At 72.7% G+C, this 20,780-nt stretch carries 17 protein-coding genes; 7 read left to right on the top strand and 10 right to left on the bottom strand.

Going from position 1 to position 20,780, the window contains the following annotated elements:
• Window positions 1-63 precede the first annotated feature (63 nt).
• Window positions 64-786 carry an AAA family ATPase gene (locus FS641_RS13145; protein WP_395879540.1) on the top strand — a complete coding sequence of 241 codons (723 nt, stop codon included), beginning with the start codon at window positions 64-66 and terminating at the stop codon, window positions 784-786.
• A gap of 16 nt (window positions 787-802) precedes the next feature.
• On the opposite strand, the gene FS641_RS13140 is transcribed toward FS641_RS13145, so the two are convergent.
• Window positions 803-1,435: an O-methyltransferase gene (locus FS641_RS13140; protein ID WP_144764472.1), complete on the bottom strand. Its 633-nt coding sequence runs from the start codon at window positions 1,433-1,435 to the stop codon at window positions 803-805.
• A gap of 62 nt (window positions 1,436-1,497) precedes the next feature.
• Between FS641_RS13140 and FS641_RS13135 the strand changes: the two genes are divergently transcribed.
• The gene (locus FS641_RS13135; protein ID WP_144764470.1) at window positions 1,498-1,866 is read left to right on the top strand and encodes a twin-arginine translocase TatA/TatE family subunit; all 369 of its coding nucleotides are present in this window, start codon (window positions 1,498-1,500) and stop codon (window positions 1,864-1,866) included.
• A 71-nt stretch (window positions 1,867-1,937) separates the two neighbouring features.
• Here the strand turns inward: FS641_RS13135 and FS641_RS13130 are convergent, their stop codons facing one another.
• The 4 genes from FS641_RS13130 to FS641_RS13115 form a co-directional block, all read right to left on the bottom strand.
• Window positions 1,938-3,248, bottom strand: a complete 1,311-nt coding sequence (locus FS641_RS13130) for a carbohydrate-binding protein (RefSeq protein WP_222122093.1) — start codon at window positions 3,246-3,248, stop codon at window positions 1,938-1,940.
• A 205-nt stretch (window positions 3,249-3,453) separates the two neighbouring features.
• Window positions 3,454-4,620 (bottom strand): Mrp/NBP35 family ATP-binding protein, encoded by a 1,167-nt coding sequence (locus FS641_RS13125; RefSeq protein ID WP_144764465.1) that lies wholly within the window; start codon window positions 4,618-4,620, stop codon window positions 3,454-3,456.
• Complete coding sequence (locus FS641_RS13120) at window positions 4,613-5,110, bottom strand: DUF1003 domain-containing protein (RefSeq protein WP_144764641.1); 498 nt, start codon at window positions 5,108-5,110, stop codon at window positions 4,613-4,615. Before FS641_RS13120 ends, FS641_RS13125 begins: the two co-directional genes overlap by 8 nt.
• A gap of 46 nt (window positions 5,111-5,156) precedes the next feature.
• Window positions 5,157-6,497 (bottom strand): magnesium transporter MgtE N-terminal domain-containing protein, encoded by a 1,341-nt coding sequence (locus FS641_RS13115; RefSeq protein WP_144764463.1) that lies wholly within the window; start codon window positions 6,495-6,497, stop codon window positions 5,157-5,159.
• An 80-nt stretch (window positions 6,498-6,577) separates the two neighbouring features.
• Here FS641_RS13115 and FS641_RS13110 point away from each other — a divergent pair, with 80 nt between their 5' ends.
• Window positions 6,578-7,525: a general stress protein gene (locus FS641_RS13110; RefSeq protein WP_144764461.1), complete on the top strand. Its 948-nt coding sequence runs from the start codon at window positions 6,578-6,580 to the stop codon at window positions 7,523-7,525.
• Window positions 7,526-7,950: 425 nt separating this feature from the next.
• On the opposite strand, the gene FS641_RS13105 is transcribed toward FS641_RS13110, so the two are convergent.
• On the bottom strand, window positions 7,951-8,427 hold the full coding sequence (locus FS641_RS13105; protein ID WP_313957802.1) for a GNAT family N-acetyltransferase: 477 nt from the start codon (window positions 8,425-8,427) through the stop codon (window positions 7,951-7,953).
• A gap of 9 nt (window positions 8,428-8,436) precedes the next feature.
• Window positions 8,437-9,921, bottom strand: a complete 1,485-nt coding sequence (locus tag FS641_RS13100; protein WP_144764459.1) for an aminopeptidase P family protein — start codon at window positions 9,919-9,921, stop codon at window positions 8,437-8,439.
• A 70-nt stretch (window positions 9,922-9,991) separates the two neighbouring features.
• Between FS641_RS13100 and FS641_RS13095 the strand changes: the two genes are divergently transcribed.
• Window positions 9,992-10,864 carry a PHP domain-containing protein gene (locus FS641_RS13095; RefSeq protein ID WP_260855820.1) on the top strand — a complete coding sequence of 291 codons (873 nt, stop codon included), beginning with the start codon at window positions 9,992-9,994 and terminating at the stop codon, window positions 10,862-10,864.
• A gap of 132 nt (window positions 10,865-10,996) precedes the next feature.
• Here the strand turns inward: FS641_RS13095 and FS641_RS13090 are convergent, their stop codons facing one another.
• Window positions 10,997-12,490, bottom strand: a complete 1,494-nt coding sequence (locus FS641_RS13090; protein ID WP_144764455.1) for a DEAD/DEAH box helicase — start codon at window positions 12,488-12,490, stop codon at window positions 10,997-10,999.
• Between the two features lie 84 nt (window positions 12,491-12,574).
• Between FS641_RS13090 and FS641_RS13085 the strand changes: the two genes are divergently transcribed.
• Window positions 12,575-13,291, top strand: a complete 717-nt coding sequence (locus FS641_RS13085) for a ferritin-like domain-containing protein (protein ID WP_260855819.1) — start codon at window positions 12,575-12,577, stop codon at window positions 13,289-13,291.
• A 112-nt stretch (window positions 13,292-13,403) separates the two neighbouring features.
• On the opposite strand, the gene FS641_RS13080 is transcribed toward FS641_RS13085, so the two are convergent.
• Window positions 13,404-13,700 carry a hypothetical protein gene (locus tag FS641_RS13080; protein WP_144764453.1) on the bottom strand — a complete coding sequence of 99 codons (297 nt, stop codon included), beginning with the start codon at window positions 13,698-13,700 and terminating at the stop codon, window positions 13,404-13,406.
• An 8-nt stretch (window positions 13,701-13,708) separates the two neighbouring features.
• Window positions 13,709-13,933: a DUF3107 domain-containing protein gene (locus tag FS641_RS13075; RefSeq protein WP_144764451.1), complete on the bottom strand. Its 225-nt coding sequence runs from the start codon at window positions 13,931-13,933 to the stop codon at window positions 13,709-13,711.
• A gap of 108 nt (window positions 13,934-14,041) precedes the next feature.
• Here FS641_RS13075 and FS641_RS13070 point away from each other — a divergent pair, with 108 nt between their 5' ends.
• The gene (locus FS641_RS13070) at window positions 14,042-17,197 is read left to right on the top strand and encodes a UrvD/REP family ATP-dependent DNA helicase (protein WP_186317749.1); all 3,156 of its coding nucleotides are present in this window, start codon (window positions 14,042-14,044) and stop codon (window positions 17,195-17,197) included.
• Window positions 17,194-20,460 carry an ATP-dependent DNA helicase gene (locus FS641_RS13065; RefSeq protein ID WP_260855818.1) on the top strand — a complete coding sequence of 1,089 codons (3,267 nt, stop codon included), beginning with the start codon at window positions 17,194-17,196 and terminating at the stop codon, window positions 20,458-20,460. The genes FS641_RS13070 and FS641_RS13065 overlap by 4 nt, the downstream gene beginning before the upstream one ends.
• The last annotated feature ends 320 nt before the right edge of the window (window positions 20,461-20,780 follow it).

The following is a 20,780-nucleotide window of genomic DNA, read 5'->3' as shown; positions in this document are numbered from 1 at the left end:
GCAACGGGCCCGGAACGCGTACGTTCCGGGCCCGTTGTCGTCGGTCGGCGACAGGATGGGGGTGTGCCTCGATCCCGCCGCCCAGTCCGCCGTGTGGAGGAGCACGCCGCCGACCCGATGCCACGCGGGTCCTGGCCCGCGACGCTCGCCCCCGTCCGGCAGCTGCTCGACGACGGGCTCGACCTCGACACCGTGACGATCGTCGTCGGGGAGAACGGTGCGGGCAAGTCGACCCTGGTCGAGGGGATCGCGCTCGCCTTCGGCATGAGTCCGGAGGGCGGTTCGACGAACGCCGGACACAGCACGCGCCCGAGCGAGTCCTCGCTCTGGGAGCACCTCACGCTGCTCCGTGATCCTGGGGCTCCACGGAGCGGGTTCTTCCTCCGTGCCGAGACCATGCACGGCTTCTTCACCTACCTCGAGCAGCACCCCACCGCACGGCCCGAGCCGGTGTTCCACGAGCGGAGCCACGGGGAGTCCTTCCTCGACTTCGTCATCGACCGGTCGCGGTGGCCAGGCCTGTGGATCCTCGACGAGCCCGAGTCCGCCCTGTCGTTCCAGGGGTGCCTCGCGCTGATCGGCCTGTTGCAGGCGATCGTCGACGACGGCCGCGGGCAGGTGCTCTTGTCGACGCACTCGCCGGTGCTCGCGGCGTTCCCAGGAGCGACCATCCACGAGGTGGGCGAGTGGGGCCTCCGTCGGAGCAGTTGGGCCGACCTCGACCTGGTCCGGAACGAGCGGTCGTTCCTGGAGCACCCGGAGCGCTACCTCCGCCACCTGGCGTGAGCCGGGGCGCGACGGACTACGCCGTGACCTTCGTCATCTGCAGCAGCCCGTCGCCGGCGGGGGAGAGCGAGCTGATCACGGCGCCCGAGGTCGACACCTCGGTGAGCAGCAGCCGGAAGTCGGTCGTCGCGCGGTCCCGCCGCACGGGGTCGGCGACCCGCCCGCGCCACAGGGCATGCGGGACGAGCACGGTGCCGCCGAGGCGAGCCAACCGGAGTCCGTGCTCGACGTACTCGATGACGTGCTCGGGGTCGGCGTCCACCAGGACGACGTCGTAGGACGCCTCGTTCATGCGGGGGAGCACCTGGTTCGCCCGGCCGGGGATGAGCCGCACCCGTGACGGGGCGGTGCCGGCGGCGATGTAGGCGTCACGTGCGTACTGCTGGTGGTCGACCTCGACGTCGATCGTGGTGAGGGTCGCATCGGGGGCGCCGGCGAGCAGGTACAGGCCGGAGACGCCGAGGCCGGTGCCGATCTCGATGATGCCCGTCGCGCGCGAGGCAGCGGCGATGACGCTCATCTGCGCCCCGATCGACGGGGAGACGGCTTCGACGCCGAGCTCGAGCGAGTGCTCGCGGGCGCGGGCGATCACCTCGGACTCGGAGACGATGTCCTCCGCGAACTTCCAGTTCGACTCTTTCTCTGACACGCACACTCCTCGGTCGACAACTCTAGGGTGCAGTCCGGTCGGTTCGGGTTAGGCTCGCTCGTGTGAACATCCCGCTCGACAAGATCCTGATCATCGGGATCATTGCCGTGCTCCTGCTCGGGCCGCAGCGCTTGCCGATGTACGCCCAGAAGCTCGCCGAGTTCGTGAAGGCGGTGCGCCGGTTCGCCGACACCGCGAAGGACCGGATGCGCGAGGAGATGGGACCCGACTTCGACGACGTGGACTGGCAGAAGCTCGATCCGCGCCAGTACGACCCGCGTCGCATCATCCGGGACGCCCTGCTCGACTCCGCGCCGGCCGGTGCCGCCGTGTCCGCGCCGGTGGTCACCGCCACGAAGGTCCGTGCTCCCGCGCCGGTGGTCCCGCTCGGCCCCGGGGAGCGCGCTCCCTTCGACAGCGAATCGACCTGACGCACGCCGATGACGGACGGGAGGCCCGGTGCCAGCTGGCACCGGGCCTCCCGTCCGTCAGGTGGTGACGACTACTTGAGGTCGGCGAGGAACCGGTCGGTCCAGGCCAGCGCCGCCGTGCCCGAGACGGAGCTGCACGTCGCAGACGCGGTGCTCGTCGGGGTGGCGCAGGGGGTGTCGCGGTCGAGGGACCAGGTGTGCACGCCGGCCAGGCCGTGCGACTTCGCGTAGGCGGACACCGTGTCCGCGTCGGCGAGCGTGAAGACCTCGTCCGAGGCGTCGTTCACCCCGAGCATCGGCGTGACCTCGATCTTCGACGCGGGCGTGCCGTACGTGTGCTGCAGGTTCGTCACGGCCTGGATGGTCGACTGTCCCATCTCGCACGTCGACCCGACGACGACGCAGTTCGCCGAGGTGGCGCGGCCGAAGTCCATCGTCATGAGGTTGACGGTGTAGTTCGTCAGGCTCGAGGCCTTGATCGCCTTGACGGTCGTGTCGCCGGTGCTGTTGAGGCCGCCGTACGATCCGTCGCTCGCGGCGAGGGTGGCCAGCGTGAACGAGAAGCGCAGGTTCGGGTACTTCGTCTGTGCCAGTGCCGCGGCGGAGACGAGGTTCTGGATGTCGGACGCGGACTGGCCGCTCTCGATGTCGAAGTCGACGCCGACCATGTGCGGGGACGCGTACCGGGCGATGAAGCTCTGCAAGGCGGTGCCGGAACACTTGAACTGTCCTGCTGCCCCGCCCGTGCTGACGACGTAGTTCACACCAGCGGCGTCGAGCTTCGGGATGTTGGCGCTGGCGAACGCGTCGGCCGCGACCCCGCCCCAGTTCTCGCTGCCGCAGGTCCCGGTCGCGAAGGCGAGGGTGATCGCCTTGAGGCCGGGTTCCCTGGTCGACACCAGGCTGTTCGAACTCCCCACGACGGGGATGCGTGTGCCGGTGACGGCGGTGTTCATCACGTTCGTGTTCCAGTCGAGGTTGACCGTGACGTCCTTGTACGGGCTGAAGACCAGGCCGCTCGCGCTCCCCGTGCTGCCGTTCCCCGGCGTCGTGGTGCCGCCTCCCGTGCCGGTGCCGCCCCCGGTCCCGCCGCCGGTGGTGCCACCCGTGCACGAGCCGGCCGAGGTCCACGGCTGCCCGCTCCCCGTGGCGCCGGAGTGCGTCGCGGGGTCGTCGCCCTGGGTCCACCAGTTGGCGGTGTAGTTCGTGCCGTTCTCACTGACCGTCTGGCCGCCGGTGTATGCGGTCCCGGCGGCCCACGGGCTCGCACAGGTGGTGGCGGCGGTCGCGGCCGTCGCCGGTGCGGCAGCGAGCGCTCCCCCTGCGAGCGCTGCTGCCAGGGCGCCGACGACGCCCATCCGGATCCTGGTGGTCCTGTTCACCTGGGTTCTCCTGTCCTTCGGTCGACGACGTCGTCGACCCGGTGGGGCTCCTGCGCCCTGAATTCGCAGGAGCATTGTGGAATACCCCTGCATAATGCGCGCACCGGAGCCGTGACTTCCATGAGAGGACGTACAGGACGCGCCGCGTGGACCGTTGCGGACGGCGGCCATGGACGGCGACTGTGGACGGCAGCGCCGGACGGCCTCAGGAGAGGGAGAGCCCGAGCTTCCGGCCGGCGAGACCCCGGCCCATCATCGCCAGTCGGTCGGCGACGGCGGTCAGGGCGACGGCCGCCGGGTCCGTCGGGTCGCCGAGCACCACGGGCAGGCCGTCGTCCCCGCCCTGGCGGAGCGGGACCGAGAGTGGCACGCTGCCGAGCACCGGGACGGGGGAGTCCTGTCCCCGGGAGAGCCGAGCGGCGGTCTCGGCGCCACCGCCCTCGCCGAACAGGTGCAGCACGGAGCCGTCGGGCTGGACGAGTCCCGCCATGTTCTCGACGACGCCGACGACCCGCTGCCCGGTCTGCCGTGCGACGACCCCGCTGCGCTCGGCGACGTCGGCCGCGGCGGCCTGCGGCGTGGTCACGACGAGCACCTCGGCGTGGGGGAGCAGCTGGCCGACGGAGATCGCCACGTCCCCGGTGCCCGGCGGCATGTCGAGCAGGAGCACGTCGAGGTCGCCGAACCACACGTCGGACAGGAACTGGTTCACGGTCCGGTGCAGCATCGGCCCGCGCCAGGAGACCGCGGTCGACGCATCGTCGACGAACATGCCGATCGAGATCACCTTCACGTCGTGGGCGACCGGCGGCAGGATCATGCTGTCCACCCGGGTCGGCCGCGGCGCCACGCCGTGCTCGTCCGTGAGGCCCATCAGCCCCGGCACGCTGAACCCGTGCACGTCGACGTCGACGACACCGACCCGGAGGCCGCGGCGGGCGAGTGCGACGGCCAGGTTCACCGTCACGGTGGACTTCCCGACGCCGCCCTTGCCGCTCGTGACGGCGACGACGCGGGTCAGGGAGTCCGCGGTGAACTGCACGCCCTGGGGGCGTCCCTCGCGGAGTCGCTCGGTGAGGGCCTTCCGGACGGCCGGGTCCATCACGGACACGTCGACGGCGACGCTGTGCACCCCGGCGACGGAGCCGGCGGCAGACCGGACGTCGCGCTCGATGGTGTCGGCGGCCGGACACCCGACGATCGTGAGCTGCAGGTCGACGCGCACCGAGCCTCCCGGCTGCACGTCGACACCACGGATCATGTCGAGCTCCGTGACGGGGCGGCGGATCTCGGGGTCCACGACGCGACCGAGCGCAGCGAGGACGGCGGCGCCGAGCTGCTGGTCGTCCGTGGGGAGCGTGGCGTCAGCCACGCGCTTCCGCCTGCCGCTCCGGTTCGCCGTCGTCGATTGCGTCGCGGCGGTCGAGTTCCTCGAGCAGCGAGCGGAGTTCGGCGCGGATGAAGTCCTTCGACGCCATGTCCCGCATCGCCAGGCGGAGTGCCACGACCTCGCGGGCCAGGTACTCCGTGTCGGCGAGGGTCCGCTCCGCGCGCTGCCGGTCCTGCTCGAACTGCACCCGGTCGCGGTCGTCCTGCCGGTTCTGCGCGAGCAGGATGAGCGGCGCCGCGTACGAGGCCTGGAGCGAGAGCACCAGGGTCAGCGCCGTGAAGCCGATCGCGGCGGAGTCGAACTGGAGCGCCTTCGGCAGGAGCGTGTTCCAGCCCATCCAGACGGCGCAGAAGAGCGTCAGGCCGACGAGGAACCAGGGCGTGCCCATCGCCCGGGCGATGCCCTCGGTCGCGCGGCCGAAGGCGTCACCACGGCCGTTCCGGCGTCGGGTGGGGAGCACGCGGGTGCGCATGCCCTTCGGGGAGTCGAGGCGCTCGTCCTGGCGCTCCCGCCGGTTCTCATCCGTTCGTGCCACGTGCGTTCCTCCTTCCCGGTGCGGTGCGGCCCGGTGTCACCGGAGCCCTGCGGCTGCGTGCGCGCGGTCTGGCCGCGCCCACGGCCTCGGTGTCGCTCTGACTCCGCCAGTCGTCGGGCAGGACGTGGTCGAGCACGTCGTCGATCGTCACCACCCCGACCAGGCGGTGGGCGTCGTCGACCACGGGGACGGACACGAGGTTGTAGGTCGCCATGATCCGCGTGACCTCCGCCGCGCTGGCGTCGACCCGCACGGGCTCGGTCTGCTGGTCGATGAGCGTGCCGAGGCGCTCGTTCGGCGGGTAGCGCAGCATCCGCTGGAAGTGCACGAGCCCGAGGAAGCGCCCCGTCGGCGGTTCGTACGGCGGCAGCGTGACGCAGACGCTCGCGCCGAGCGCCGGTGCGAGCTCGTGGCGGCGGATGAGCGCGAGCCCCTCCGCGACGGTGGCGTCGGCGGAGACGATCACCGGCTCCGTCGTCATGAGACCACCGGCGGTGTCCGGCTCGTACTCCAGGAGCATGCGGACGTCCTGCGCCTCCTCCGGCTCCATGAGCTGCAGGAGGGCTTCGCTCCGCTCGTCGGAGAGCTCGGCGAGGAGGTCGGCGGCGTCGTCGGGCTGCATCTGGTCGAGGACGTCGGCGGCGCGGGCGTCCTCGAGCGAGGAGAGGATCTCGACGCGCTCGGTGTCGGGCATCTCCTCGAGGACGTCGGCGAGCCGGTCGTCGGGGAGCTCCTCGGCGACCTCGAGCCGACGTTCGACGGGCAGGTCGAGGAGCGTCGATGCCAGGTCGGCCGGCACCAGGTCGGAGTACGCGGCGATGACGTGCTCGGCGGACTGCGACTCCCCGGGGAGCTCGTCCTCGGTGACCTCGTTCCAGGTCGCGAACGTCGTCGGACCCTTGCCGAACGGGGACGGGGTGGTCTTCGGCTTCCGGAGGAAGAGCTGCGACACCTCCCAGTCGCCCTGGCCGCGGTCCTCGATCGCGATGTCCTCGATGGTCGCTCGGATGCGCTCCTTCGTGATGAGGACCTTGCGGCCGAGCATCTCCGCGATGACCCGGACCTCGCCGCCGCGCTGCTCGAAGCGGCGCATGTTCACCAGGCCGGTCGTGATGACCTGCCCGGCACCGATCGACGTGATCCGACCGACCGACACGAAGATGCGGCGCTTGCCGGGGACCTCGACGATCAACCCGACGACGTGCGGAGGGTCGACTCGGCGGTAGACGACCAGGACGTCCCGGACCTTGCCGACGCGGTCGCCTGCGGGGTCGAAGACGGAGCACCCGGCCAGGCGGGCGACGAATACCTTCGTGGCGCTCACCCGGCCAGCGTAGCCGGTCACCCGGGCGCTTCCCTGGCCGCTCTCGTGTGATTGCAAGGGGAACGGTGGATGATGACTGTGTGAGCACTCAGAGCCCCTTCGGTCGCACCGCGCAGGTCTTCCCCACGCTGCCCCGTGGCGATGTCCTCGGCACCTTCGACAGCTACCCGGACGCGCAGCGGATGGTGGCCAAGCTCGCGGAGTCCGACTTCCCCGTCAACAAGCTCTCCATCGTCGGCAACGACCTCAAGACCGTCGAGCGGGTCACCGGCAAGATGACCTACGGACGTGCTGCGCTCGCCGGTGCGCTGTCCGGGCTCTGGCTCGGGTTCTTCTTCGGCATCGTCCTGACGCTGTTCTCGCCGACCGCCAGCGGTCTGATCTTCGCGGCCGTGCTCATCGGCGCCGCGTTCGGTGTGCTGTACGGCGTCGTGTCGTTCGCGATCACGAAGCGGCAGCGCGACTTCACGAGCGTGCACCAGGTCCTCGCCACGAACTACCAGATCATCGTCGACCCGCAGCTCGTCGGGCAGGCGCAGCGCATCCTCGGGCAGTTCGGGGCCACGCCGCACGCGGCGTGGAACCCGGGCCAGCAGCAGGGGGCGCCGTTCCAGGGGCAGGGGCAGGGCCAGGGCCAGCCGCCGCGCCCGCCGCACCAGGAGCCGTGGCGTCCGGGTCCGGCCCAGGGCTCGCCGTACGGCGGGCAGTCCACCCCGCACGGTGCGCCGGGAGGCTCGGGTCAGCCCGGCACGTCGGGTTCGGTCCCGGGGGCCAAGCCGCGGTACGGCACGAACGAGGGTCCGCGCTGGGGTGAGACCGGGACGCAGCAGCCTGCGGGGTCCTCGTCCGCGTCGTCGTCCTCGTCCGCACCGGCGTTTCGTCCGGAGGAGCCCCCGCGCTACGGGGAGCGCGTTCCGGGAGCGACCCCGCCGGTGTCGAACGCTGGTCAGGCTCCGGGCGAGCAGCCGGCGGCGGAGCGTCCCGCGGGCGAGGCTCCCGAGTCCCGCGGCGACGACGAGCAGCGCTGATCGCTGACTGACGGCGGGGCTGCGGGAGCGACTCGTCGTCCCGCGGGTCTCGCGCCTCCCTCGCGCGTCTCGCTCGTGCTTCCCGCTCGTGCTTCCCCCTCGGGCCTCCGTCTCGCGCCGACTGGTCGAGACTCCCCGCTCACTGCTGCCGGGCGGTCGAAGAACGTCGGTCGTGGCGCGGGCGAACGACCGATCGCGACCACTCGGCGCACGTCGGCGGGGTGTCGTGACCAGTCGTGTCCGCGAGGGGCCGCGCCCGAGCCCGCGTCCGAGCCCGCGCCCGCCGAGGTTCCACGACTCGCCGCTCAGGTCCGTCGGGGTTCCACGACTCGCCGTCCGGGCGCCTCGGGGTTCCGCAATTCTGGAACCCCGACCGCGTGGGGCGACCTCGGCCACGTGACAGGCGAAGACAGCGCGGGACGGGCCTAGAGCACCTTCGAGTAGCAGACGGACAGGGGTGCCCCGACGTACGGACCGAAGTTCGCGATGCGGGTGAAGCCCTCACGCTCGTAGAACCGGATCGCCCGCGTCTGCGCCGGCCCCGTCTCGAGCACGAGCGCCGGCGAACCGAGGTCGAGCGCTGCCTCTTCCAGCCGTCGCAGGATCTCCGTCGCGACCCCGGCCCCGCGGGACTCACGCCGGACGTACATCCGCTTGATCTCGGTGATGCCGTCCTCGACGAGCCGCAGCCCACCGCAGCCGAGGGGCGTGCCGTCCTGGTCGCGCGCGACGAAGAACACCGCGATCGACTCCGCCGTCGGCTTCTCGCCCGGCTCGGTGTCGCCGCCGTAGGTGCTGTCGATCTCGATCCGCTGGGCGGCCCGGAGCCGCATGGCATCGGGGGAGTCGAAGTGCTCGACGTCGATCGCGAGGTTCTGCGCGGAGGCTCCGGGTGTCGTCACCCGATCAGGCTAGCGCCCGGTCCGGGCGATCCACCCCTCCACTTCCGAGGGGGTCCTGGGGATGCCGACCGACAGGTTCTCGGCGCCGTCGGCGGTCACGAGGACGTCGTCCTCGATCCGTACACCGATGCCGCGGAACTCCTCGGGTACGGTGAGGTCGTCCTGCTGGAAGTAGAGACCGGGCTCGATCGTGAACACCATCCCGGGCTCGACGATCCCGTCGATGTACATCTCGCGACGGGCCTTTGCGCAGTCGTGCACGTCGAGGCCGAGGTGGTGGCTCGTGCCGTGCACCATGTACCGACGGTGGAACTGGTTGTCGGGCTGCAGCGACTCCTCGGCGGAGACGGGGAGGAAGCCCCACTCGGCGGTCTTGCGCGCGATGACCTCCATCGCCGTGGCGTGCACCTGGCGGAAGGTGATGCCCGGCTTGACGATCGCGAAGGCGGCGTCGGCGGCCTCGAGCACGGCGTCGTAGACCATGCGCTGCACGTCGGTGAAGGTGCCGCTGACCGGCAGCGTGCGGGTGATGTCGGCCGTGTAGAAGGAGTCGACCTCGACTCCGGCGTCGATGAGGATGAGGTCGCCCGGCTGGACGGCTCCGTCGTTGCGGGTCCAGTGCAGGATGCACGCGTGGTGTCCCGAAGCGGCGATGGTGTCGTATCCCACCGTGTTGCCGTCGGCACGGGCGCGACGGTTGAACGTGCCCTCGACGATGCGCTCGCCGCGGGGGTGCGCGAGCACGGCGTCGAAGTCGGCGATGACGTCGTCGAAGCCGTGCTTGGTCGCGTCGACGGCCTTGCGGAGCTCGTTGACCTCGAACGGGTCCTTCACGAGGCGGAGCTCGGAGAGGTCGCGTGCCAGGACGTCGTCGGAGGCGGGGGTGTCGTCCGTCGCGGCGACGCCACCGACGGGGGAGCCGAGGCGGTCGTCGAGCGCCCGGGTGAGGTCCACGTCGGCGTCGCGCACGACCAACACCTGGTCGTCGAGGGCACCGAGCACGGTGTCGAGCGCGCCGAGGTCGGCGGTGGCGACACCGAGGTCGGCGGCGACCTCGGCGAGGGAGGGCCGCGGACCCACCCAGAACTCGCCGATCTCGGGGTTCGCGTAGAACTCCTCGGAGTCACGGCCGGCGGTCGCCCGGAAGTAGAGGGTGGCGTCGTGGCCGTCGTCGGACGGCGTCATCACGAGCACGGAGCCGACGACCGTGTCGGTGCCCCAGCCGGTCAGGTGCGCGAACGCGGAGTGCGGTCGGAACGGGTAGTCGCAGTCGTTCGAGCGGACCTTCGCGGTGCCGGCGGGCACCACGATCGTGCGCCCGGGGTGCAGCGCGGAGATGCGGTCTCGGCGCGCTGCGGCGAACGTCGCCTGCTCACGCGCGGACGGCAGCGGCCGGTCGCGCTCGGCCCACTGGGAACCGATGAAGTCCTTGAAGGTCGAGGAGCCGGGAGTGGTGGAGCGGTTGCTCGTCGCGCGGGGAGTGGTGTCGGCCATGCACCCCATCATCGCACCGCCCGGCGCCCCGGGTCTGTGCACCTGCTCACCTGTGGATACGATTGGGCGCGTGCCCGACCCGTTCATCGACCTGCACGCGCACTCCAGTGTCTCCGACGGCACCGAGCCGCCAGCTGCCCTCGTCCGCGCAGCCGCGGCCTCCGGGCTCGACGCCGTCGCGCTGACGGACCACGACACCACCGCCGGGTGGGACGAGGCCTCGGCGGCTGCACGGGAGCTCCCGCTGACGCTCGTCCCCGGACTCGAACTCAGCACGCGCGTCGGGTACCGGAGCGTGCACGTCCTCGGCTACCTCGTCGACCCGGCGGACGCCGGCCTGACGGCCGAGACCGACCGCATCCGCGAAGGACGGTTCTCCCGGGCGCGCCGCATGGTCGAGCGCATCGGCGCCGACCACCCGCTCACGTGGGACGACGTCATCGCCCAGGCGAGCCCCGGGGCCACGATCGGACGGCCGCACATCGCTGACGCGCTCGTCGCACGCGGCCTCGAGTCCGACCGCAGCGCGGCGTTCCGCGGGATCCTCCACCCCGCGTCCGGCTACTACGAACCGCACGAGGCACCGACGCCCCTCCGCGGCGTCGAACTCATCCGCGCCGCCGGCGGCGTCCCCGTGATCGCACACCCGGCAGCCACCTCGCGCGGCATCGTCATCGACGAGCCCGGTCTCCGCGAGCTCGTCGACGCCGGGCTCGGCGGCCTCGAGGTCGACCACCGCGAGAATCTCGCCCACGGCAAGCGCACGCTCCTCGAGTGGGCGGACCGCTACGGCCTGTTCGTCACCGGCTCGAGCGACTACCACGGCACCGGCAAGCCGAACCGACTCGGCGAGCACCGCACGTCCCGCCGCGCGTTCGACGCGATCGTCACGCAGGCGACCGGCTCGACCCCCGTGGTCGGCCCCGGCTCTCGCCTGGCCTGAGTCGTAGCGGTCCCGACCGACCGGCGACGCAGCGACGACGACGGCTCCGTCGCCCCGGCCGACCGGCGACGCAGGACGACGAAGGCCCCGTCGCGTCAGCGACGGGGCCTTCGTGTGGACTGCCGGGAGGCGCTACTCGCCGTCCGACGCCGGCTGCGGAGCCGAGGCGGTCGCCTCGCCCCCCGTGCCGGCACCGCGACGACGGCGACGCCGACGCCGCTTCGGCGCGGAACCGTCGCCCTCGGGCGCGTCCGACCCGGCGACGGCCGACTCGGACGCCACCGGAGCGGAGTCCGAAGCCGATGCTGCCGGGCGGTCCGAGCCTCCAGAGCGGGTGCGGCGACGCGGACGCGACTCGTTCGCGTCGCCGGCGTCTCCCGAACGCCGCGGCGGGCGGGATCCGGTGCGCTCCTGCGCGCCGGCCGTGGCGGCGTGCGACGACGAGCCGGGCAGGCGGCCCTTCGTGCCCTGCGGGATGTCGAGTTCCTCGAACAGGTGCGGCGACGACGAGTAGGTCTCCACGGGCTCGGGGATGCCGAACTCGAGGGCCTTGTCGATGAGCGTCCACTTGTGCAGGTCGTCCCAGTCCACGAACGTGACCGCGATGCCGGTCTTGCCGGCACGGCCGGTGCGGCCGGCGCGGTGCAGGTACGTGTCCGGGTCGTCCGGGATGGTGTGGTTGATCACGTGCGTGACGTCGTCGACGTCGATGCCACGGGCCGCGACGTCGGTCGCGATGAGCACGTCGCGCTTGCCGGTCTTGAAGGCTGCCATCGCGCGCTCGCGCTGCTCCTGGTTGAGGTCGCCGTGCACGGCGGCGGCGTTGAAGCCGCGGTCCTTCAGCTCCTCGACGAGCTTCGCCGCGGCGCGCTTGGTGCGCGTGAAGATGACGGTCTTGCCGCGACCGTTCGCCTGCAGGATGCGGGCGATGACCTCGTCCTTGTCGAGCGAGTGCGCCCGGTAGATGACGTGCTTGATGTTGGCCTGCATGAGGCCCTCGTCCGGGTCCGTCGCGCGGATGTGCACCGGACGCGTCATGAACCGACGGGCCAGGGCGACGATCGGCGCCGGCATCGTGGCCGAGAAGAGCATCGTGTGGCGCACGGCCGGCACGGCCTGGAAGATCCGCTCGATGTCCGAGAGGAACCCGAGGTCGAGCATGCGGTCGGCCTCGTCGAGCACGACCTCCTGCACGTGTGAGAGGTCGAGCATGCGCTGGCGCTGCAGGTCGATGAGGCGCCCGGGGGTGCCGACGACGATCTGCGCGCCCGCCTTGAGCTGCTCGATCTGGCCCTCGTACGCCTTGCCGCCGTAGATCGAGACGATGGTGGTCGGACGGTTCGACGACGCGAGTTCGAGGTCCTCGGTCACCTGCACCGCGAGTTCACGCGTCGGGACGACCACGAGGGCCTTGACGCCGGGAGCGGGGTCCGCGCCGAGTCGCTGGATGAGCGGGAGGCCGAAGCCGAGGGTCTTGCCGGTACCGGTCTTCGCCTGGCCGATGATGTCCTGGCCGGTGAGGCCGAGCGGGATGGTCTGTTCCTGGATCGGGAAGGGCTCGATGATGCCCTTGCCGGCCAGTGCATCGACGATGTCCTGGTCGATGTTGAGGTCTGAGAAAGTCAAGAAGGTCACCCTGTCCTATCGGGGAGTCCCGACCAGTCTACCGGGGTGCGAGGAGCGTGCCGTCGCGGCCCCTATGCTGGTCGCGTGGTGTCGTGGTGGAACCGGAAGCGCGCGGCGCAGCTCGCAGCGCAGTGGCTTGCGTCCCGGAACCCGAAGAACGCCTCCCAGGTGGAGCGGCTGCAGCTCGACGACGTCAGCCCCGAACTCCCCGTGTACCTGGGGCAGGCCGCCTACCTCCAGCTGTCGCTGTACGAGACGATGGGTCGAGCCGGGGCGGGGGCACCGACGCTCTCCGGCCGCCTGGTGACGGGCGTGCTCGCGACGACCGCGCTCGAGCGACACCGGTCGATCGTGGCCGAGATCGAGCGGCTCGGCGAGGACCCCGCCGAGCTCATGGCACCGCACCGTGCCGCGATCGACGTCTTCCTCGAGCGCACGAACGGCGCCGACTGGTACGAGTCCATGCTCACCGGCTACGTCACCGCCGGGATCCTCAACGACCTGTTCGCGAACCTGCTGCGCTCGCTGCCGAACGACGTCCAGCAGCGGCTCGGATCGGTCTTCGACGCGCGCGAGGAAGCGGCCGTCGTCGAGGAGCTCAGCGCCCGGATCGACGAGGAGCCGCAGGTGTCGTCGCGCCTGGCGATGTGGGGCCGTCGCCTCGTCGGCGACACGCTCCTGGTCGCGCGGTCCGCGCTGGCGTCCCACGCGCGCGAGGACCAGTCCCGCCTGGAGCCGGTGTGGACCGAGCTCATCGCAGCGCACACGCGCCGGATGGACGCGCTCGGCCTGACGGCCTGACGCACTGACGGCCTGACCTGCGCTGTCGCCCCGCGCGGTCTGCCGCGACGCCAGGACGGACGGGAGGCTCGTGGCGGCGCCGCCACGAGCCTCCCGTCCGCTGGTCACTCCGTCAGGCGCGGTTGGCCTTGACCCGCTCGTAGTAGGCGGTGTCGGCCTGCGTGCGCCGACGGCCGAGGAACCACTCGGTGACGAGGGCCACGACGCCGGCGCCGAGGAGTGCGACGACCCAGATCCAGGTCGCGTCGTACTGCCACCCCGCCCAGGTGAGCGCCTCCCAGAGGACCGCGGCCGTGATGCCGCCGACGGCTGGGCCGAGCAGCTGTCCGCGCGTCGTCCGCCAGGGCAGCACGACGTGCGCGACCGCACCGCAGAGGAGGCCGCCGAGGACCGCGAAGAGCAGCTCCACGGGTCGGCTCAGGCGACGAAGCCGATGCGGCGCGCTTCCTCGGCGCCGAACTCGACGTACGCCAGGGCGACGGCCGGGACGATGAACTTGCGGCCCTTGTCGTCCTGCAGCGTCAGGTGCGTCGAGCCGGAGGACAGGGCGTCCGCCACGGCCTGTTCGATCTCCTCGGCGGTCTGCTTGGTCTCGAAGGCGATCTCGCGCGGGCTGTTGATGATGCCGATCTTGATGTCCACGTGCACACCATATCCGAGGGGTCCGCACCGGTCCGGTGCGTTCGCCGCGGGCGCACGGACGGGCGTGTGCGGGGCGGGGATGTCGGCTGCGCTCGGTACCGTACGAGCGTGCCGCAGACCACGCTGACGCCAGCCGCCGCCCCCGAGCAGGTCGCTCGCGCGCTGGCGGCGGACCCGGCCCAGGCCGCGGTCCTGGCGCTGCCGGACGGTGCGCACGCCGCGGTGATCGGTGCGCCGGGCACCGGCAAGACCTCGACGCTCGCCCGCCTGGTCGCGGCACGGTTGCAGCGTCCGGACGCGATCAGCGACGACGGTCACGCGTCGGTGCTGGCGCTGACGTCGTCCCGCACCGCCGCGACCGCGCTCCGCGACCGCCTGGCCGTCACGGTCGAGCGCGTCATGCCCGGGGCACTCGCCCGGACGGTCAACTCGCTGGCGTTCCAGGTCGTCGCCCACGCGGCAGCAGCGCAGGGGCAGCCCGCTCCGACGCTGTTGACCGGCGGCGAGCAGGACCGCATCCTCGGCGACCTGCTCGCCGGGCACGAACTCGACGGCACCGGGCCGGACTGGCCGGAGCCCATCACCGCGGTGGTGCGCGAGCGGGCCGGGTTCCGCACGGCCCTCCGCGACGTCATGATGCGCGCCGTCGCCGCCGGCGTGGAGCCGGACGACATGCGGGAGCTCGGGGACGACCACGGCCGACCGGAGTGGCGTGCTGTGGGGGACCTCGTGGACGAGTACCGCGCAGCCGTCTCGGCGTTCCGGGCGACCAGTCTCGACGCGGCCGAGCTCGTGGCGTTCGCCACCGCCGCCGTGCTCCGCGGGGAGCTCCCGCCCGCGGTGGCCGCGCTCCGCCTGGTCGTCGTGGACGACACCCAGGAGCTCGTCGAGGGGGAGATCGCGCTCCTCGGTGCCCTCGCACGGTCCGGCGTGCAGGTCGTCGCGTTCGGAGACCCGGACATCGCGGCCTCGGCGTTCCGCGGCGCGGAGCCGGACGTCCTCGGGCGTCTCGCGTCGCGGCTCGGCGTCCAGCGTGTGCACGAGATCGTGCTCGGGACCGTGCATCGCCACCCCGCACCGATCCGGGCGCTCGTGTCCGGCATCACCGGCCGGATCGGTGCCGCAGCGGCCGGGCGACAGCGCACCGCGGTCGCCGCCGACGACGCCGCTCGGTCGGACTCGGTGCTGCACCTCGAAGCGGGGAGCCGGTCGGCGCTCGTCGTCGCGATCGCCCGACGCCTCCGCGAACACCACCTGCTCGACGGCGTGCCGTGGCACCGGATGGTCGTCGTGACCCGGAGCGGCGCCGCGATCCCCGAGCTCGTGCGGGCGCTCTCCGTCGCCGAGGTCCCCGCGACCGCCGGAGCGGCACCCACGCGCCCTCGTGACGACACCGCCGCGCGTGCCCTGCTCGACGCCGCCGGGGTCGCCCTCGGCGTGCTGCCCCTCGACGCCGCGCTCGCGACCGCCTTCGCCACCGGTCCCCTCGGCGGCCTGGACACCCTGGCCATGCGTCGGCTCCGGCTCGCCCTGCGGCGCGAGGAGCTCGCCGGCGGCGGGTCCAGGACGGCGGACGACCTGCTCGTCGAGGCACTCGGCGCCCCGGAGCGGTTGGCCACCGTCGACGCCGCCTTCGCACGGCGCGCGACGCGGCTCGCGAAGAGCCTGGTGCAGGCCCGGGCCGACGCGCTCGCGGACGCCAGCATCGAGGAGCTCCTCTGGGGGCTGTGGGAGCGCAGCGGACTCGCGGGCATCTGGGGTGGCCAGTCCCTCGCCGGCGGTGTCGGCGCGGCGGAGGCGGACCGGCACCTCGACGCGGTCGTCGGGCTGTTCACCGCCGCCAAGCGGTTCGTCGAGCGCACCCCTGATGCCCCCGCCCGGGTGTTCGTCGACGACCTCCTCAGCGCCGACCTGGCCGAGGACAGCATCGGGCCGGACCGCACCGCCGGCCGGGTCCGCGTCCTGACGCCCTCCGCGACGATCGGCCTCGAGACCGACGTCGTCGTGGTGCTCGGGCTGCAGGACGGCGTCTGGCCGAACACCCGGGTCCGCGGCAGCCTGCTCGACCCCGACGGGCTCGTCCGCGCCGCCGCTGGCATCGACCACGCCCCGGTCGACGACCGAGCCGCGGTCATCGGGGACGAACTCCGCCTGTTCGCCCGGGCGGTGTCCCGCGCGACGACCCAGGTCGTCATCGGCACGATCGCCAACGACGACGAGGCGCCGTCTCCGTTCGTCCGCCTCGTGCCCGTGCCGCCCGACCGGCAACCGTCCGCGCACCCGCTCTCGCTCCGCGGGCTCGCCGGGTCCCTCCGTCGCCGCGTGGTGACCACCGGCGACCACGAGGCGGCGTCCGCACTCGCCCGCCTCGCCGCCGAGGACGTCGCCGGGGCCGCCCCGGACGACTGGTACGGCACCGCCGAGGTCACCACGGACGACCCGCTCGTCGACCTCGACGCCGAGCCGCAGCCCGACCCCGTCAGCGGCGAGCCCCCACCGCCGACCGTCGGGGTGTCGCCGTCCCGCATCGGCACCTTCGAGGAGTGCCCCGTGCACTGGTTCGTGCAGACCTTCGGCGGTGGTGCCCCGAGCCCGGCCATGGGCATCGGCACGATCGTGCACGAGGCCATGGAGCACGCGACGGAGATCGACGTCGAGTCGCTCTGGCAGCGGGTGGACGCCAGGTGGGGTGAGCTGACGTTCGAGTCGCCCTGGATCGCCGACCGGGAGCGCGCCCGCACCCGGCGGATGATCGAGGGCCTGAGCGACTACCTCCGCACCTTCGCCTCCGCCGGCCGGCAGCTGCTCGGCGCGGAGTCCACGTTCACGCTCGTCACCGGCCCCGCCCGGATCCGCGGCAGCATCGACCGGATCGAGATCGACCCGGACGGCCGGGTCAGCGTCGTCGACCTGAAGACCGGCCGGAGCATGCCGAGCGAGAAGAACGACATGCCGGAGCACCCGCAGCTCGGGGCGTACCAGCTCGCGATCGAGGACGGCGCCGTGGAGGGCGTCCCCGCGGGCTCCCCGATGACGGACGCACGGCTGGTCTTCGTGCAGAACCCGAAGGGCGGGCACGCCTACTCCGAACGGACCCAGCACGCCTTCGACCCCGAGCAGCAGGCCGCGTACCGGGCACGCCTGCACGACGTCGCACGCGGCATGGCCGCCCGACGGTTCGTGGCGAACGTCGACGACCACTGTGAGAAGGCCCGCACCGGTGTCGAGTGCCGGATCCACGTCGTCGGCGAGGTGACCTGGTGACCGACGACACGATCGACCAGGCGCAGCCGCTCGACGTCCGACAGGCTTCCGGGCCCGGTCAGACCGACCCGGGAGGGACCGCGCCCGTCCGGTACGGCGCCGACGCGATCGCCGATGCCCTCGATCGGCCGCGCCCCACCGACCAGCAGCGCGCCGTCATCGAGTCCCCGCTCGTCCCGGCCCTCGTGGTCGCCGGCGCCGGCAGCGGCAAGACCGAGACCATGGCCTCCCGCGTCGTGTGGCTGCTCGCGAACGGGCTGGTCCGGCCGGACGAGGTCCTCGGGCTCACGTTCACCCGCAAGGCCGCCGGCGAACTGTCCGTGCGCATCAACGACCGCATCGCCGCGCTCGAGACAGCGGGGCTGATCACCCCCGGCGACGCCTTCGAGGCCCCGACGGTCTCCACGTACAACGCCTTCGCGAACAGCGTCTTCCGCGAGAACGCCCTGCTCGTCGGACGCGACGGCGAGTCCCAGGTCCTCACCGAGCCGTCCGCGTGGCAGCTCGCCCGGCGGGTCGTCGTCAGCGCACGCGACGACCGGCTCGCCGGCCTCGACCGCAACGTCGACACCGTCACGGCGGCCGTCGTCGCGCTCGCCGGAGCCGCGTCCGAGCACCTCGTCGAACCCGAGCAGCTCCGCCGCTTCGCGATCGAGTTCTCCGAGCTGCTCGAACTCCCCGGCAACCGCGGCAAGCCCTACGCCGCCGTCACCGCGGCGGTCGCCGCGATCGGCGCCCTCGAACCGCTCGCCGACCTCGTCGCCGAGTTCCGTCGGCAGAAGGTCGACCGCGGGTTCGTCGAGTTCTCGGACCAGATCGCCCTGGCGCTCGCCGCCGCCGAGGCAGCACCCCGCGTGGCGACGGACCTGCGGCAGCGGTTCCGCGTGGTGCTGCTCGACGAGTACCAGGACACCTCCGTCGTGCAGACGCGGTTCCTGGCGCGGCTCTTCCGCGGGCACCCGGTGATGGCGGTCGGCGACCCGCACCAGTCGATCTACGGGTTCCGCGGTGCCAGCGCCGCGAACCTCGCCCGGTTCCCGCACGACTTCGGCGGCGACGCGGTCCCGCGCACCTTCGCCCTCTCCACCAGCTGGCGGAACCCGGTCGACGTGCTCGCCGGCGCGAACGCGGTCGTCGCACCGCTGTCCGAAGCCTCGGACGTGGACGTCGAACGGCTCTCCCCGAGACCGGGTGCCGACGCCGGGGACGTCCGGGCCGTGTTCACCGAGACCCTGCCGGAGGAGGCCGACGCGGTCGCGGCCTGGTTCGCGGACCACCGACGCCGGAACCCCGGCGGGTCGATGGCGCTGCTCCTCCGCGCCCGGAAGGACCTCGCCGCGTTCACCGCCGCGCTCGGGCATCGCGGTGTGCCGTACCACGTGCTGGGCACCGGTGGACTGCTCCAGCGACCGGAGATCGTCGACCTCGTCGCGTGCCTCCGGGTCCTCCACGACCCCGCGGCGGGGAACGACCTCATCCGGCTGCTCGCCGGTGCCCGCTGGCGGGTGGGCGCGCGGGACATCGCGGCACTGCACCGGCTGGCGCAGTGGTTGTTCCAGCGCGACCACACCCACCACCGGCTCGACGACGACGTCACGGCGGCGTTCCGTGCGTCCGTGGCGGTCGGGGAGCACGGCTCGGTGGTGGACGCTCTCGACTTCGTCGCGGTCGCCCCGGACGACCACGGGGCACTCGAGGGCATCACCGAGGCCGGCCGCGCCCGGATGCGTCGGCTCGGGCAGCAGCTCGCGGCGCTCCGGTCCCGGGCCGGCGGTGACCTCGTCGACTTCGTCACGCTCGTCGTGCAGGAGATGCACCTCGACATCGAGGTCGCCGCGCACGAGCAGGGGAGCACTGCGTACCTCGACGCCTTCGTCGACGAACTCGCCGGCTTCGTCGCGACGGACGACCGTGCCGACCTCGGTGCGTTCCTCGGCTGGATCGACGCCGCCGCCCGGCGCGACGACATGGGGCCCCGCTCCGAGGAGCCCGAGGCCGGCACCGTGCAGATCCTGACCATCCACGGGTCCAAGGGGCTCGAGTGGGACGCGGTGGCCGTACCCCGCATGGTCGAGGGCGCCCTGCCTGCCCGGCCGCAGGAGGGGTCGTCCGGCTGGCTCGGGTTCGGCCGGCTGCCGTACGAGTTCCGCGGCGACGCCGACGAGCTGCCGGCGCTCGCCTGGCGCGGGCACGACTCCCAGAAGGACGTCACCGTGGCGATCGACGCCTTCAAGGAGGAGGTCAAGGCCCGCAACGAGGACGAGGAACGCCGGCTGACCTACGTCGCGCTGACCCGGTCGCGGCACGAACTGCTCGTGAGCGGGTCGTTCTGGGCCGGTGGCGTCAAGCCGATGCAGCCGAGCCGCTACCTCGCGGACCTCGTCGCCGCCGGGGTGGTCGACGGGGCGGGCATCCCGGAGACCACCGAGCACGAGCAGAACCCCCTCGGGGACGCGGGAGCCACGCAGACCTGGCCGCACGTGCCGTTCGGGGACCGTGCACCCCGGGTGGCGGCGGCCGCCGAGCGGGTCCGGAACGCGAACCCCGGCGCTGCGGGTCGGTTCGCGGCCGACATCGACCTGCTCCTCGCCGAGCGTCGTGCCGCGCGGTCCGCCAAGCACCGCGTGGTCGTGCCGCACCGGGTGCCGGCGTCCGGCTTCAAGGACTACCTCACCGAGCCCGACGCCGTCGCCGAGCGGCTGCGTCGTCCGATGCCGGAGCGTCCCTACCGTGCGACGCGGCTCGGCACGCTGTTCCACCAGTGGGTCGAGCAGCGCGGCCGGGCGGGCGGTGCCCTCGAGACGCTCGACGCCTGGGACGACGAGCTCGACCTCGACCCGGACGAGTCGGCCGCACCAGACGCCGCCGTCACCGACGACGACGCCCGACGACTCGCGGCGTTCCAGGAGACCTTCGCACGGTCCCGGTGGGCCGGCCTGACCCCGCTCGAGGTGGAGCGCGAGATCCACATCCCGTTCCTCGGCCACAGCGTCGTGTGCAAGCTCGACGCCGTCTACGCGATCGACGGCCGGATCGAGGTCGTCGACTGGAAGACCGGCAAGGCGCCGACGGGGAAGACCGACCTCGAACGACGTCAGCTGCAGCTCGCGCTCTACCGTGTCGCCTACGCGGAGTTCACCGGGCGCCCGGTCGACGAGATCGACGCGGTGTTCTACTTCGTCGCCGACGACCTCGAGGTCCGGCCGACCGCGCTCCTCGACCGCGCCGGGCTCGAGCGGGCCTGGTCGGCCGCCGTCGGCTGACGCGGGTGCCCGGCGTCGCGCGGGTGCCTGCTCGCGCGGTGGCCCGTCGGCGCGGTGGCCCGTCGGCGCGGTGCCCCGTCGGCGCGGTGGCCCGTCGGCGTCGAGGTTCCGGAATTCTGGCATCTCGACGGGCTCCGAGCGCGTGTCGTGGAACCGCGTCGGACCTGAGCGGCGAGTCGTGGAACCTGGTGGTGGTGCCGGAGGGCCGGGCTGACGAGACCGGACCAGAGGCGGACGGGAGGCACGGTGCCGCCCCGCCCCGATCCTCCCGTCCGTCGCTCCGTCGCCTCGTCGCCTCGCCGGCCGCCGGTCCAGCGGTC

It is taken from the genome of Curtobacterium sp. 9128 (assembly GCF_007673775.1).
In the GTDB taxonomy this organism is placed as follows: domain Bacteria; phylum Actinomycetota; class Actinomycetes; order Actinomycetales; family Microbacteriaceae; genus Curtobacterium.
The sequence above is the reverse complement of the archived record's forward strand: the minus strand, read 5'-3'. Positions and strand labels throughout refer to the sequence as shown.